Origin of the sequence: Arthrospira sp. PCC 8006 (assembly GCF_046480465.1) — a bacterium.
Taxonomy (GTDB): Bacteria; Cyanobacteriota; Cyanobacteriia; order Cyanobacteriales; family Microcoleaceae; genus Limnospira; species Limnospira platensis.
On sequence record NZ_PKGG01000129.1, the window covers coordinates 1 to 14,907 of the forward strand.

A 14,907-nucleotide genomic window follows, 5' to 3' on the forward strand; every position below is an offset into this window, starting at 1 on the left:
TGGGTAGTGCCTCGGATGAAACTTTACTAGGTTTTCAGGGTAATGACTTCCTTCAGGGAACTGCTGGTAATAATACTCTGTTTGGGGGTCAGGGTAATGATACGCTTGTGGGTGGCAATGGTAATGATGTGCTGTTTGGAAATAAGGATGATGATCTCCTATTTGGACAGGGTGGTAATGATACTCTCTTCGGAGGTCAGGGCAATGATACTTTAATCGGTGGTGCGGGTAATAATGAACTCTGGGGTGATAACGGTAATGATGTCTTGTACGGAGGAATGCGAGGAATTGATACTCTCCGGGGAGGAGAGGGTAATGATACGTTTATCCTGGTTCCTGGGGATGGCTACAGTGTGGTAGCTGATTTTCAGATGAATCAAGACTTAATTATTCTGCCGGGAACTCCTGCTAATTACGAGATTGGTAATTTACCCCAGGGATTTGCTAATGCTACGGCGATTTACCAAGTTAATCCTCCTAACTCGGAAGCTCCCAGGGAACTGGTGGGAATCTTGCAAGGGTTGACTGATATCAGTTTGGAAAATGATGATATCTTCACCTTTATCTAATGTCTGATTCGGTCTAGGTGGGATGAGAATTTTACCATTCCCTAGTCGGACTTTCAATCATTAGGCTGAATATAATAAGCCTACTTATTAACAGTAGAGGCAAAGCATAATTTGTCTCTACTTTTTTATCTATATAGGTGGTATATATGTCAGTTTGGTAATGTTATTAAAAGGTTTTAAAAAAGGTGATAAAATCTAGTTTTTATAAGGATTAGTACCTAAAGCGATCGCCACATTTTGTCCCCCAAATCCAAACCCTAAACATAGCACATTATTGACGACAGTTGACCGGGGAGTGGTGACTACATCTAGGGGAAATTCTAAATCCTGTAACCCTACACAAGGCGGTAAAAGTTGCTGTTCTAATGCCTTTAAACAAAAGGCGACCCCCAAAGCACCAGAAGCACCCAAAGTGTGACCTGTTGCGCCTTTGGTGGAACTCACCGCTACACCATCGGGGAATAGTTGATTAATAATAAAGGCTTCGTGTTTATCATTTAAAATGGTAGCAGTTCCGTGGGCGTGAATATAATCAATATCAGTAGGATGAAGATGGCTGTGATTAAGGCTTCTTTGAATAGCAGCGATCGCACTTTTTCCCTCACCATCAGGCTTATTATGATAGCAGGCATCTACGGTGACACCAAAGCCTAAAATACTGCCATAAATTTTACCATGGCGACTATGGGCAAGTTCTGCTGACTCCAATACCAAAAGCGCCGCGCCTTCTCCCAAGGCTAAACCATCTCGCCGCCGAGAAAATGGGTAAGCAGACTCAGAGGCTAAAGCACCCATTTTGGCAAATCCGATTAAACTTAGGGGAGTAATGGGAGCCTCGATCGCCCCAACGATCACACGCTGACATTGTTGGGTTTTAATTAACTCAAATCCTTGAGCGATCGCCCACAGTCCCGTCGCACAAGCCGCCATAGGACTCAATACCGGACCCTCAGAGCCAATTATACCGGCGATCGTAGCGGCTAGTTGACCATGGAGAAAACCAGGGAATAATCCCAGACAACCGTCTGTAGTGTCCCTAGCCAGTCCTTCTAAATCGGCTTGGTAGCCACGAGAAGACCCAACTACTACCCCACAATCAGTTAAGGGAAATTCTAACCCGGCATCTGCTAAAGTATCAGCCACTGTCGGCTGAATTAGTGGCTGTAGGTGGCCCGGTTGGCTTCCCCACATTGCTAGAGGCGACGGGGGAAGTTCCCGGAAAGGTTGAGACAAGGCGATCGCCGTCTGACCCTTCATGATGGCTTCCCAAGTCTGGTTGAGAGCGCCGAAAGCCGAACGCAAACCTATTCCTGTCACCACAACATCCACAGCCACTGACCAACCTAGAAACTAAGTTTCTTGTTGCAAATCGTAACAATCTGCTAATTTTTGAGGTTTTCTAACCCCGTAATAATCTGAGCCGACTCAATGCGATCGCCCTGTTCAATTTGGTCTACAACCGCCATACCATCGACAACATAGCCAAAAACCGCATAATTGCCATCGAGGAAAGGCAAATCCGACAGAGCAAAATAGAACTGAGAAGAAGCAGAATCAGGTAGTGCTGAACGAGCCATAGCTACCGCCCCCCGGGTATGGCTTAATACGGGAGCCACATTAATCTTAGCCTGATCAAAGGTTTTGCCATAAATAGGTTCATCCGCATTCCTCGGTTTAATTTCCAAGGGGATATAGCGCTGTTGGGAAGTCTCCGGGTCAATAAATCCCCCTGTACCTAACCGAGAAGTCGGAACAGTTTCATCCTTACTTTGGGGGTCGCCACCCTGAACCACAAAAGGTTGTGGGTCGCGCACGACACGATGAAAAGACACCCCATCATAAACCCCACGATTAACGAGATCTACAAAATTTCCCGCCGTAATTGGGGCGGCTTCGCCGTCCACTTCAATAGTAATCGGCGATCCGTTAACCGTCATGACAATAGTTGCCTTTCCTTCGAGTCTTGATAAATTACTCATTATGCTTGAATTATTAGTTGCAGAAATCGAAGCAGCCCTTTGGCTGCCGGGTGGAGTGGTATTTTGGGCATCCATGGAGTCCCCAGTTGATGGGCTGCTACAGCCAGTTACCATAACCAGCGCTACCAGAGACAAAAGCCACAGCCACCCTCTAATCATTGTGAGTAGTCTATTTTTCATCTAGCTGATGTTAAAGTCCCTCCAGGGGAACCTGTAGAAACTTAGCGAGTTGGGCCCCATCATTTTCTAGGTCAGATAAAGCCATAGGCTGGCCTACCCTGGTTAAAGGAATTTCCCGCCTATCCTTTAATTTTAGATACAAGGCGCGACGGGGGCTAAGTCCTTCTTTGATATCTACCCGAATAGATTGGACTTGGGAGCGATTGCAGTTGAACTCAACCCGGCGGTTCTTGCCAGGAAACCCCCAACGAAAAATCTGGATTTCCCCAGTTTCCTGGTCAAATTTATTATAACCGCCACCAAGATCCCAGATAACGACTAGCCATAGGTATGTCGCTAATAATATGGCAGCAGTGCCATACAGTCCCATGACCAGCCCCTGGGGTAGAAAAATTAATTGGGAGGGGTCAGCAAAGGGTAACAGGTTCTTGCCTAAATAGCTGGAAAGCCCAGCCAGCAGAAAACCTACCCCGCCAACAGTGATTGTGGTCGCCCAAAAGTAGTTACTGAAGCGACGCGAACCTAAGATTTGCTTTTCAAGAATGCGATCGCCCATAGCGGCCTTTTCTGTCTGTGTGTTCATAAAAATCTCATAAACCTTTGCCAAAAATGTTAACTGTAATATATATTTATGTTAACTTGCTTAATAAAGCATGATCCTTAAAAAATCCCGAGGAACGTTCTCAAATGACTATAGCAGTCGAGCGCCCTCAAGTCACCAGAGGATGGTTTGATGTCCTCGATGACTGGCTGAAGCGCGATCGGTTCGTATTTGTGGGATGGTCGGGTATCCTGCTTTTCCCCTGCGCCTATCTGTCGATTGGGGGATGGTTGACAGGAACCACCTTTGTTACCTCTTGGTACACCCACGGACTCGCCAGTTCCTACCTAGAAGGTTGCAACTTCCTGACCGCTGCCGTCAGCACCCCCGCCAACAGTTTGGGCCACTCCCTACTGTTCCTGTGGGGTCCCGAAGCTCAGTGGGACTTTACCCGCTGGTGCCAATTAGGGGGTTTATGGGCTTTTGTTGCCCTGCACGGAGCTTTCGCACTGATTGGGTTCTGCCTGCGTCAGTTAGAAATCGCCCGGTTGGTTGGCATTCGTCCTTATAATGCGATCGCTTTCACCGGCCCTATTGCCGTGTTCGTGAGCGTATTCTTAATGTACCCCTTGGGTCAGTCCGGGTGGTTCTTTGCTCCCAGCTTTGGGGTAGCAGGCATCTTCCGGTTTATCCTATTTTTCCAAGGATTCCATAACTGGACTCTCAACCCCTTCCACATGATGGGAGTTGCTGGCATCCTCGGTGGTGCGCTACTATGTGCTATTCATGGTGCTACAGTAGAAAACACCCTGTTTGAAGACGGAGAAGGTTCTAACACCTTCCGAGCCTTTGAACCCACCCAAGCGGAAGAAACCTATTCCATGGTGACAGCCAACCGCTTTTGGTCTCAAATTTTCGGTATTGCTTTTTCAAACAAACGTTGGTTACACTTCTTCATGCTGTTCGTTCCCGTAACAGGCCTGTGGATGTGTTCCATCGGTGTAGTGGGTCTAGCTGTAAACCTGCGGGCTTATGACTTCGTGTCACAAGAACTGCGCGCAGCAGAAGATCCTGAGTTTGAAACCTTCTATACTAAGAACATTCTGCTCAACGAGGGTATTCGCGCTTGGATGGCTCCAGCCGATCAACCTCATCAAAACTTTGTATTCCCTGAGGAGGTATTACCGCGTGGTAACGCTCTCTAGCAATTCTTACTTAGGCGGTCGCGACCAAGAATCCACAGGGTTCGCTTGGTGGTCTGGTAACGCTCGTTTAATCAATCTTTCTGGAAAACTGCTGGGCGCTCATGTAGCCCATGCTGGACTAATCGTATTCTGGGCTGGGGCAATGACCCTGTTTGAAGTGTCCCACTTCGTTCCCGAAAAGCCCATGTACGAGCAAGGTCTGATTCTGTTGCCTCACTTGGCTACCCAAGGTTGGGGTGTCGGCGCTGGTGGTGAAGTGATTAACACTTTCCCCTACTTCGTCGTCGGCGTACTACACTTGATCTCCTCTGCAGTTCTCGGCTTAGGTGGCATTTATCACGCTGTTCGTGGTCCTGAAGTCCTGGAAGAATATTCCTCCTTCTTCGGATACGACTGGAAAGATAAAAACCAAATGACCAACATCATCGGTTATCACCTGATTCTGTTGGGCTGCGGTGCCCTTTTACTCGTATTCAAAGCCATGTTCCTTGGCGGTGTCTACGATACTTGGGCTCCTGGTGGTGGTGACGTTCGTATCATCAACAATCCTACCCTCAACCCGTTGGTAATCTTTGGCTACCTGCTGAAAGCTCCCTTCGGTGGTGAAGGTTGGATGATTGGTGTAGACAACATGGAAGATATCATCGGCGGTCATATCTGGATCGGTCTGATCTGCATCGCTGGTGGTGTTTGGCACATCTTGACTAAGCCCTTTGGTTGGGCTCGTCGTGCCTTCATCTGGTCTGGAGAAGCCTATCTATCCTACAGCCTCGGTGCTTTGTCTCTGATGGCTTTCATTGCCTCCGCTTTCGTCTGGTTTAACAACACCGCTTATCCCAGCGAATTCTATGGCCCCACTAACGCTGAAGCATCCCAAGCTCAGTCCTTTGTGTTCCTAGTTCGTGACCAAAAACTCGGTGCTAACATCGGTTCCGCCCAAGGCCCCACTGGTCTGGGTAAATACCTGATGCGCTCCCCCACTGGTGAAATCATCTTCGGTGGTGAAACCATGCGTTTCTGGGACTTCAAAGGCCCCTGGCTTGAGCCTCTGCGTGGACCTAACGGCCTTGACCTGAACAAACTCAAAAATGACATTCAGCCTTGGCAAGTACGTCGCGCTGCTGAGTACATGACCCATGCTCCTAACGGTTCTATCAACTCCGTAGGCGGTATCATTACCGAAGCTCAAGGGTTCAACTACGTTAACCCCCGTGCTTGGCTGGCTGCTTCTCACTTTATTCTCGCTTTCTTCTTCCTGATTGGTCACTTGTGGCACGCAGGTCGCGCCCGCGCTGCTGTGGCTGGCTTTGAAAAAGGAATTGATCGCGAGACTGAGCCAGTTCTCGCTATGCCTGACCTAGACTAATTCAGTCTCCTTAATTCTCCCTTGATAACAGGGGGAATTGGAGATTGATTTCCTAACAGTTACGACAATTTACCCCACCTATAAACGGTGGGGTTTTTTTGCCCTTTGATAGGACTTTATTTCCCCGTTTCCGCAGTTTCCATAAAAATTGTTTGGGCGCTTAGTTGAGGAGCCTTATCAGCCGGTTGACGCTGAATATAAATCCCGTCTGACTGTAAATCCCAAGCATGACGATTATCTGATAGCATAATCCCTAGGATTTCCTGTAAATCTTTGGCAAGTTTCGGTTCTTCCACGGGTGCGATCGCCTCTACTCGTCGGTTCAAATTTCTCGGCATCCAATCTGCTGAACCAATATAAACCTCCTCCTCACCATGATTGTGGAAATAGAAAATCCGAGAGTGTTCCAGAAATCGCCCCACAATACTAATTACATTGATATTTTCACTAATTCCTTTCACCCCCGGACGTAAACAACAAATCCCTCGCACAATTAAATCAATCGTTACTCCCGCCATGGAAGCCTCATAAAGAGTAGCAATTATTTCCGGGTCTACTAAAGAATTCATCTTCGCCACAATTCGGCCTGTCTTCCCGGCGTTACAGTTGTCAATTTCTCGGCGAATTAAACCCAAAAAGCGATCGCGCATATTCACAGGCGCAATCAGCAATTTCCGATAGGACTGTTGGCGAGAATACCCCGTCAAGAAATTAAACAAATCCGTTAAATCCTCTCCCAACTCTTCCCGACAACTAAACAACCCCAAATCTGTATAAAGTTTCGCCGTTTTGGGGTTATAGTTTCCCGTACCAATATGAACATAACGGCGGATATGACCTTCTTCATGGCGCACAACCATCACAATTTTGGTATGGGTTTTTAACCCCACCACCCCATAAACCACATGAACTCCCCGCTGTTCTAACTTCCGCGCCCAATGAATATTATTTTCCTCATCAAATCGCGCCTTTAACTCCACTAAAGCCGCCACCTGTTTACCATTCTCCGCCGCCGCAATCAGAGCATTAATAATTGGCGAATCCCCAGAAGTTCGGTACAAAGTCATCTTAATCGCCAATACATTCGGATCATCCGCCGCCTGGGTAATAAACTGCTGTACTGTTGCTGAAAAAGATTGATAAGGATGATGCACCAATACATCACCCTGTCTAATAATCGCAAAAATATCCTTTTCCAGTTCACCATTACTCGAACAGGTAGTTTCATCACTATCAGCTAACCATTTGGGTAGAGCCGGAGTCCAATCAGCATCTTTTAACTCCGGTATAGGAAGGGATATAAACGACATCAAATCTTTCAGGTCTAGCAGTCCATCTAAGCTATAAATATCCTCTGGAGCTATTTCTAGTTCCTCCATTAACATATCTCTGATATACTGGGGCATGGCGGTATTTACTTCTAATCTCACCACAGAACCGCCTAAACGCCGCTTCCTTAACTCCTGTTCAATTGCTAGTAATAAATCATCCCCTTCATCCTCCTGAACCGATAAATCCGCATCCCGGGTAATTCGGAAAGGATAGTAATCCAGAATATTCATTCCCAGAAATAGAGATTCCAAATTATGAGCAATTAGCTGTTCAATCGGAACTCCCGCCCAAAAATAACTCTCGCCTTCTTCGGGTTTATGGGATTGGTTGGGAAGTGCAATAAATCTAGGTAATAGTTTCGGGACTTTAATTCTAGCTAATAAATCTTCGTTAGTTTCGGGATTTTTTAGCACCACCACTAGATTAAGACTGAGGTTAGATAAGTAGGGAAAAGGATGGCTTCTATCAATGGCTAACGGAGTGAGAACTGGGAAAATTTGTGACTCGAAATACTCGTGTAAATAGTTACGCTGTTCCTGATTTAAGTCGATGTAGTTTAGTAGGTGAATATTATGTTGGGCGAGTTCGGCTTTGATAGTTTTATCGAAAACATTATGTTGCTCAGATACCATGGGTAGCAACTTTTCGTGAATCTCTGTAAGCTGCTGTCTGGGAGTGCGACCGTCAGGGGTAAGTTTATTAACATGGGCTTCCATTTGTCGTTTTAACCCGGCTACCCTCACCATAAAAAATTCGTCTAAATTGGAACTAAATATTGCCATAAATTTTAGACGCTCTAATAGTGGCGTGCGAGAATCTAATGCTTCCGCTAGTACCCGGCGGTTAAATTCTAACCAACTAAGTTCTCGGTTAAAAAAGTATTGAGGGTCCCTCATGTCAATTTTGACAGATGTGGAGTTGTCGGTTTTTTTAGATTTTGCCCTAATCTAAAATTCATCCTGGGAGTCAGGGAAACAGGTGATTGATTGGATAATACCTGAATCGGGTAACAGTTAATACATACTATAGGAAGTTTAACACTGAAAAGTATAGATAAGCTGTACCTGGTCTTTCCTTACCACAGGGAACAGCCAACTCCCTAATTATTCTGGCAGTTACTATATGTTAAATTTTGGTTAAGTATGATTAAAGCGATCGCCCTTTGATATATAATCCTGCTTTATCCAGAATTTCTGCCCATATATCTAGGTAATTCCACATTATTTAACCTGTTATAGCCAGGATAATTATTAATACCAAAATTAGGATAATTATGCTGAATAACACCGCCGTAAATATCAGGCAACCCTTACCCCTAAAATCCCCATCTGAATAGTTGTTAATATTGGTTATATCTTCCTCTTCAGAATCCATTAAATAGGATTCTAAAATATCGACATTTTTAACATTAGCTTTCCAAAGGACATCAAAGAAATCACCAAATATAGGCACAGTTCCTAACACCGTATCTATAACAATATTGTATGTCATAATCAGCAATAATTTCTTAGGTAGACCTAATTGGAAAGACCTAAACACAATATATCCAGCTAATACCGCTCCCAATAAATCACCACCACCGGGAATTAATCCGATGAGAGGATCTAAACCAATACCTTGGGAAGTTCCCGGAATCCGAATAGCTCGATCTAAAAAATCACTAAATTGTCTGAGTTCTCGTAATGCGATCGCTTTTTTCAAAGAACCTCCTCGACAAATTCCCAAAAAAATAGAGGGATATTAATATAATACCCTCTATCAGTAAATCCGAGTCTAATTATCTGCAATACTCAACCTTAACTAACTTATTTAGCCTCGGTAAAGTCCGCATCAATCACATCATCAGAACCGCCGCCGTCACCATCATTGGGACCCGCACCCGGTCCAGGCCCTTCAGCACCCGGCGCTGCGCCACCAGCTTGCTGATATAGATTACTGCTGAGAGTATATAGCGCCTGTTGCAGATCAGTAGTTAAAGTTTTAATCTGATCATCATTTTCTTGAGCGATCGCATCCCGCAAGTCCTTAATCATAGCCTCAATCTTAGACTTATCCTCAGCCGGAACCTTATCACCCAGTTCCGAAATTTGCTTTTCAGCCTGATAAGCCAAAGTATCAGCCTGGTTCTTACGGTCAATACGTTCGCGGCGTTCACGGTCGGTGGCTGCATTCTTTTCAGCTTCCTTAACCATGCGTTCAACTTCCGTATCAGGTAAAGTAGAAGCACCAGTAATGCTGATAGATTGTTCCTTACCAGTACCCTTATCCTTAGCGGTAACATTCAAGATACCATTGGCATCAATATCAAAAGTTACCTCAATTTGAGGAACACCACGGGGAGCCGGAGGAATCCCATCTAGGCGGAAAGTTCCCAAACTCTTGTTATCATTGGACATTTCCCGTTCACCTTGGAGAACGTGAATCTCCACATTAGTCTGACCATCAACTGCAGTTGAGAACACCTCAGACTTCTTAGTAGGAATCGTCGTATTACGGGGAATAATCTTAGTCATCACACCGCCCAGAGTTTCCACACCCAGAGACAGAGGGGTAACATCTAGCAGCAGAATATCCTTAACCTCACCAGCCAGAACACCCGCTTGAATTGCCGCACCCACAGCCACCACTTCATCAGGGTTCACCGTTTGGTTAGGTTCCTTACCCAGAACCCGTTTAACCAACTCCTTAACCGCCGGAATACGAGTAGACCCGCCCACCATTACCACTTCATTAATAGCAGACTTATCCAGTTTCGCATCCCGGATCGCATTTTCCACAGGAATACGACAGCGGTCAATTAAATCAGAGCAGATTTCCTCAAACTTAGCGCGGGTCAGGGTCATATCCAAATGTTTAGGACCATCGCTAGTCGCCGTAATAAACGGCAAGTTAATTTCAGCTTGGGTAACGCTAGATAGTTCCTGCTTCGCTTTTTCCGACGCTTCTGTTAGCCGTTGTAGCGCCTGTTTATCCTTACGCAGATCAACGCCTTCTCCTTTCATGAACTCCCCAGCGAGGTAGTCCACTATTTTCTTGTCGAAGTCATCACCACCCAGGTGAGTATCACCAGAGGTAGCCAATACCTCAAATACCCCATCACCCACTTCTAGGATGGAAACATCAAAAGTACCACCCCCAAGGTCAAAGACTAAAATAGTCTCATTGCTTTTTTTATCCATCCCATAGGCTAGGGAAGCAGCCGTAGGCTCGTTAATAATCCGCTTAACTTCAATACCAGCAATTTTACCAGCATCCTTAGTCGCTTGGCGTTGAGAGTCATTAAAGTAAGCCGGAACAGTGATTACAGCTTCCGTTACCGTTTCCCCTAGATAGGTACTAGCATCTTCTACCAGTTTGCGTAGTACCTGGGCGGAAATTTCCTCTGGCGCAAATTGTCTATCTCGTGCCGGACAGTCTAGCTTAACGTTGCCGCTACTGTCTCTGAGAACCTTGTAAGAAACTTCTGTAGACTCATTACTAACTTCTTCCTGCTTACGGCCAATGAACCGTTTTACTGAATAGAATGTGTTGTCGGGGTTCATTACCGCTTGGCGCTTGGCGATTTGTCCCACTAGCTGATCGCCATTTTTAGCATAAGCAACTACTGACGGGGTGGTGCGAAGACCCTCAGCATTAGCGATTACAGTGGGTTTACCACCTTCCATTACCGCTACACAAGAGTTTGTGGTTCCTAAGTCAATTCCAACTACCTTTCCCATATTGGTGTCTTTTCTCCTATCATAACTACAAAATCGGCTTTACTCAGGCGTTATCGATTCACCCAAGTATCTGACCACAGGTCAAACCTGGAAACTTTAATTTAGTCCGGGGGTTCTTATTTGAATAAGATCTTCAGGATCGATTCTTATCTCTATACTGTGGGCGGTTAGTCATTTTCATGAAGGGGTATTTACCGAACCTCTAGGGGACGGTTAAACTCCTTGTCAACTAACCTTTCCTCGCTATTTGCGATATATATTTAATACTGTATAGGCTGCGATCGCATTTGATATGGTGGCAAACCCTAACCCCCCGGTTGTATTTACCGCCAAACGGCAATTATCGACAATGCTGATCAATTAGCAACTATCCTCTCCTGTATCGTTGGCTAGTTCACTTAATTGACAGTCTGAAAAACCATCACTAAACCTTTTCATAAAAAACGCACAGACAAGGCACGCCCTGTCTATAAGCACGCCTTGTCTCTTCTTTCTTGGTGGTTGATTTCACCAGAAACTGGTTATTCCACCACCTTGTCACCCGCCGCCTGTAGACGGGCTCTGGCACGCTTCAACCCTTGCTTCGCTTTCAGTTGTTCCTGCACATTAGCACCAGCGTTAGCAGTTTCTAGGGCTGCTTGAGCTTGATTAAAGGCTTCGCGAGCCTTCTCAACATCAATATTTGTACCCTTTTCGGCACCATTGACCAGAACAGTTATTTCATTGTTTTGAACTTCAGCAAACCCTTCCATTAGGGCAATACTCATCCATTCATTTTTAGCTCTCACCCTCATAACTCCCGGATCTAAAGCCGTTAGTAGGGGAGCGTGATCACTAAGAATACCAAGCTGACCTGTAGTGCTTGGGAGAATCACCTCTTGAGCCGTATCATCCCAAACCGTTTGGTCTGGGGCTATAACACGCACAGTTAATGTCATTTTCAGTTATTAATAGTAAAATCCACAATTGAAGCGCCTTTTTTGCACTCAAGAATCAGAATCAGGCGGATTATCTCCTCTGACTCTGACTCTCTAACTACACCTTTCCAGGTTAATTCAGACCGAGTTATTTATTCTCAGCCTTCATTTTTTCGCCTTTAGCGATCGCCATATCGATATCACCGACCAGATAAAAGGCTTGTTCTGGCAGGTGGTCTAGTTCTCCATTGAGAATCATCTGGAAACCCTTAATAGTTTTTTCCAGGGGCACATACTGACCCGGAGAACCAGTAAACACCTCAGCCACAAAGAAAGGCTGAGATAGGAACCGTTCAATTTTCCGAGCCCGAGCCACAACTAGGCGGTCTTCTTCGGAAAGTTCATCAAGACCCAGAATCGCGATAATATCTTGCAGTTCTTTATAGCGCTGCAAAGTAGACTGTACAGCACGAGCAGTCTGGTAGTGTTCTTCCCCGACCACACTAGGCTGTAACATAGTCGAACTAGAATCGAGGGGGTCAACCGCCGGATAAATACCCTTCGATGCCAAAGCACGAGACAATACAGTAGTCGCGTCCAAGTGAGCGAAAGTAGTAGCCGGTGCCGGGTCGGTCAAGTCATCAGCCGGAACATATACCGCTTGGATAGAGGTAATTGAGCCCTCTTTAGTAGAAGTAATCCGTTCTTGCAGCTCACCCATTTCCGTGCCCAAGGTGGGCTGATATCCCACAGCAGAAGGCATCCGTCCCAGGAGTGCAGACACTTCCGAACCCGCTTGTACAAACCGGAAGATATTGTCAATAAATAATAGAACGTCTTGTTTACTGACATCACGGAAGTATTCAGCCATTGTCAGAGCCGACAGAGCCACCCGCATCCGCGCTCCGGGGGGTTCATTCATCTGTCCATAAACCAGAGCCACCTTAGACTGACCCAGATCTTCTTTGTTAATTACCCCGGACTCGATCATTTCGTTGTAGAGGTCATTCCCTTCGCGGGTACGCTCTCCCACACCACCAAACACGGAAACACCCCCGTGAGCCTTAGCGATGTTGTTGATCAACTCCATAATAATTACAGTTTTACCAACACCAGCCCCCCCAAACAGGCCGATTTTGCCTCCACGACGATAGGGAGCCAACAGGTCTACCACTTTAATTCCTGTTTCAAAGACTGATGGGCTAGTCTCCAAATCTACGAAAGCCGGTGCCGGGCGGTGGATAGAAGAAGTTTCATCATTGGGAACCGGACCCAGGTTATCAATAGGTTCACCAACAACGTTAAAGATCCGACCTAGGGTTCCAGAACCTACTGGAACCTGAATTGATCTGCCAGTGTCTGTGGCTTCCATACCGCGAACCAAGCCATCTGTGCCACTCATGGCAACCGATCGCACTTGGTTATCACCAAGAAGTTGTTGAACTTCACAGACCACGGAAATCTCTTGGCCGGCTTCGTTTTTGCCAGAGATTTTCAGAGCGTTGTAGATTTCCGGCAGTTTGCCATCAGGGAACTTAATATCTACAACTGGACCAATTACTTGGGTAATGTAGCCGATTTTTGTTTTTTCTGCGGTGCTGACCATGCTTTCGCCTATTTCCTTATTTCGCTAATCCGATGTTTCGGCAAGCTTTAGAAGAATTTAATATTGCCATTTCTTAGGGTATCACTCTATGGAGACATCAAGAACAACTTCCCTGAGCAAACCCTAAAAATTTTCCCCCGCCGCCCCAATTTCTTTTGCACTCAGTTGGCGGGGTTGCTTTTTGCTTTTAGTTATGCTATCATTTAGTATAATTGAGATATAACCATTTTTTTTATAACGGCAAATACTCGATTATGTAGCGATATGTCAATATCTTAGCATTAACTCTGGGTGGTTGTCAACCACCCAGAACCATTTAACTTAAACCCTTATCCTGACAGCGATAGCGGGTTATTACTCAACCCGATAACTATGCCTAGTTACTCAAATATTACTCATAACCTAGTCCTAGCACAGGAAAATAATTCTGTCAACGGTTGATTACTCAGTCAACAAGCATAACCTAGGGGAACTGTCAAATACCTATATCTCCCCCTAACCAAACACAGACAGGGTAACTCCCTTGTGATACCCGTCAATGGCAAGCCTATCGGTTCGTTCCTCACCATTGACTGCTATCACGTCGGTCGTTTCCCCAATAGTGCTTGTTTCGGTTAGGGGGAGGGTATGGGTTCGATTTTGCAGGGTATTGCCTAAAGCTACCAGTGCTAACCATAGAAATGTATGAGTGCGATCGCAGTGGGATTTATCTATGGCTCAAAGTCAACATGATAGCYGTAGGTAGCTATAGGGGGAACCCACTAGGTTATCAATGTACAACGATACCCCTATCAATGTACAAAGATATCAGGCTGCCTATCCGGTTATCTATGGGAGTCAGATTATTAGTGAAATCTTGAGGAGCCTACTCACTACCAACAAAATGCGATCGCATAATCACGACTAACCTGGCTATGACATACTGAAGCGATACCCCCAAACAACTTTTCAACTGGTAACTTGTTTCGTCATCTCTCGCTGATACCTACATAATCCTAGGGAATTGCTTTACCATCGAAACCGATACCCACATAATCCTCAGCAAGTCTCCAATTTATAGGGGTAATCATCATGTTCAGAACTCAGTACCCCTAATAGACGGGTTAAGGTTTTGGTTTAGGGTGTTTATTGTGGGTAAATTAGGGGTGGGTTCATATAAACTTCCAATAGACTGTTGCAATAGACTGTTGCAATCCCAGACTGTTGCAATAGACTATTAATCAAAAAATATGCAAGCACCCCCTACAGTCAGAAACCATAGGGGGTCATTTAAGTTATTGGGGTAGCTGTTATCTGTTAGGCTGTTCTGCACTTAGCAATCATAGCTAACGCTGCTTCTGTTAGCTTATCTACAGTAACTTGGTCAGCTTTTCCTATGTAAATGTGATGATTGACGCTACCATCCCACCCTTTGAGGTTCCAGTAGGTAAAACCATTGATTGAGAGTTTTTTGCACGCTGTAAATCGTTTACCATTAACCTCCACTANAAAGG

Annotated in this window: 12 protein-coding genes and 1 pseudogene; 4 read left to right on the forward strand and 9 right to left on the reverse strand. The window is 45.5% G+C overall.

What is annotated here, in order from left to right; all coding sequences use genetic code 11:
* On the forward strand, positions 1–569 hold a 569-nt coding region (locus B9T16_RS17490), incomplete at its 5' end, for a calcium-binding protein (protein ID WP_410245364.1).
* Positions 570–764: 195 nt separating this feature from the next.
* On the opposite strand, the gene B9T16_RS17495 is transcribed toward B9T16_RS17490, so the two are convergent.
* From B9T16_RS17495 to B9T16_RS17505, 3 genes are read right to left on the reverse strand one after another with little or no spacing between them, the layout of a single operon-like run.
* Positions 765–1,904 carry a beta-ketoacyl-ACP synthase gene (locus tag B9T16_RS17495; RefSeq protein WP_410245365.1) on the reverse strand — a complete coding sequence of 380 codons (1,140 nt, stop codon included), beginning with the start codon at positions 1,902–1,904 and terminating at the stop codon, positions 765–767.
* A gap of 47 nt (positions 1,905–1,951) precedes the next feature.
* Entirely contained in the window at positions 1,952–2,728 is a 777-nt protein-coding gene (locus B9T16_RS17500; RefSeq protein WP_410245366.1) for a peptidylprolyl isomerase, read from the reverse strand.
* A gap of 10 nt (positions 2,729–2,738) precedes the next feature.
* The gene (locus B9T16_RS17505; protein WP_006617907.1) at positions 2,739–3,311 is read right to left on the reverse strand and encodes a photosystem I assembly protein Ycf4; all 573 of its coding nucleotides are present in this window, start codon (positions 3,309–3,311) and stop codon (positions 2,739–2,741) included.
* A 104-nt stretch (positions 3,312–3,415) separates the two neighbouring features.
* On the opposite strand from B9T16_RS17505, the gene psbD reads away from it, so the two are divergent.
* Together psbD and psbC are read left to right on the forward strand one after the other, a co-directional pair.
* Positions 3,416–4,474 (forward strand): photosystem II D2 protein (photosystem q(a) protein), encoded by a 1,059-nt coding sequence (gene psbD, locus B9T16_RS17510; protein ID WP_006620420.1) that lies wholly within the window; start codon positions 3,416–3,418, stop codon positions 4,472–4,474.
* Positions 4,458–5,840, forward strand: coding sequence for a photosystem II reaction center protein CP43 (gene psbC / locus B9T16_RS17515; RefSeq protein WP_006617905.1), 1,383 nt, complete (start codon positions 4,458–4,460; stop codon positions 5,838–5,840). The genes psbD and psbC overlap by 17 nt, the downstream gene beginning before the upstream one ends.
* 116 nt (positions 5,841–5,956) lie before the next feature.
* Here the strand turns inward: psbC and ppk1 are convergent, their stop codons facing one another.
* The 5 genes from ppk1 to atpD all read right to left on the reverse strand — a co-directional run bounded on the left by ppk1 (position 5,957) and on the right by atpD (position 13,414).
* Complete coding sequence (gene ppk1, locus B9T16_RS17520) at positions 5,957–8,068, reverse strand: polyphosphate kinase 1 (protein ID WP_410245367.1); 2,112 nt, start codon at positions 8,066–8,068, stop codon at positions 5,957–5,959.
* Between the two features lie 328 nt (positions 8,069–8,396).
* Entirely contained in the window at positions 8,397–8,873 is a 477-nt protein-coding gene (locus B9T16_RS17525; protein ID WP_410245370.1) for a DUF4112 domain-containing protein, read from the reverse strand.
* A 104-nt stretch (positions 8,874–8,977) separates the two neighbouring features.
* Positions 8,978–10,891 (reverse strand): molecular chaperone DnaK, encoded by a 1,914-nt coding sequence (gene dnaK, locus B9T16_RS17530; RefSeq protein ID WP_006617135.1) that lies wholly within the window; start codon positions 10,889–10,891, stop codon positions 8,978–8,980.
* A gap of 521 nt (positions 10,892–11,412) precedes the next feature.
* Positions 11,413–11,829, reverse strand: coding sequence for an ATP synthase F1 subunit epsilon (gene atpC / locus B9T16_RS17535; protein WP_006617134.1), 417 nt, complete (start codon positions 11,827–11,829; stop codon positions 11,413–11,415).
* Between the two features lie 127 nt (positions 11,830–11,956).
* On the reverse strand, positions 11,957–13,414 hold the full coding sequence (gene atpD, locus B9T16_RS17540; RefSeq protein ID WP_410245368.1) for a F0F1 ATP synthase subunit beta: 1,458 nt from the start codon (positions 13,412–13,414) through the stop codon (positions 11,957–11,959).
* A gap of 772 nt (positions 13,415–14,186) precedes the next feature.
* On the opposite strand from atpD, the gene B9T16_RS17545 reads away from it, so the two are divergent.
* Positions 14,187–14,321, forward strand: a complete 135-nt coding sequence (locus tag B9T16_RS17545; protein ID WP_410245369.1) for a hypothetical protein — start codon at positions 14,187–14,189, stop codon at positions 14,319–14,321.
* Positions 14,322–14,710: 389 nt separating this feature from the next.
* Here the strand turns inward: B9T16_RS17545 and B9T16_RS17550 are convergent.
* Positions 14,711–14,907, reverse strand: a pseudogene (locus B9T16_RS17550) (hypothetical protein); the annotation flags it as partial.

Bases quoted from the DNA above. Each gene is read 5' to 3' on its own strand.
- B9T16_RS17545 (WP_410245369.1), top strand. From the start codon at position 14,187: ATGTACAACGATACCCCTATCAATGTACAAAGATATCAGGCTGCCTAT.
- ppk1 (WP_410245367.1), bottom strand. From the start codon at position 8,068: ATGAGGGACCCTCAATACTTTTTTAACCGAGAACTTAGTTGGTTAGAA.
- B9T16_RS17505 (WP_006617907.1), bottom strand. From the start codon at position 3,311: ATGAACACACAGACAGAAAAGGCCGCTATGGGCGATCGCATTCTTGAA.
- atpD (WP_410245368.1), bottom strand. From the start codon at position 13,414: ATGGTCAGCACCGCAGAAAAAACAAAAATCGGCTACATTACCCAAGTA.
- B9T16_RS17500 (WP_410245366.1), bottom strand. From the start codon at position 2,728: ATGAAAAATAGACTACTCACAATGATTAGAGGGTGGCTGTGGCTTTTG.
- atpC (WP_006617134.1), bottom strand. From the start codon at position 11,829: ATGACATTAACTGTGCGTGTTATAGCCCCAGACCAAACGGTTTGGGAT.
- dnaK (WP_006617135.1), bottom strand. From the start codon at position 10,891: ATGGGAAAGGTAGTTGGAATTGACTTAGGAACCACAAACTCTTGTGTA.
- psbD (WP_006620420.1), top strand. From the start codon at position 3,416: ATGACTATAGCAGTCGAGCGCCCTCAAGTCACCAGAGGATGGTTTGAT.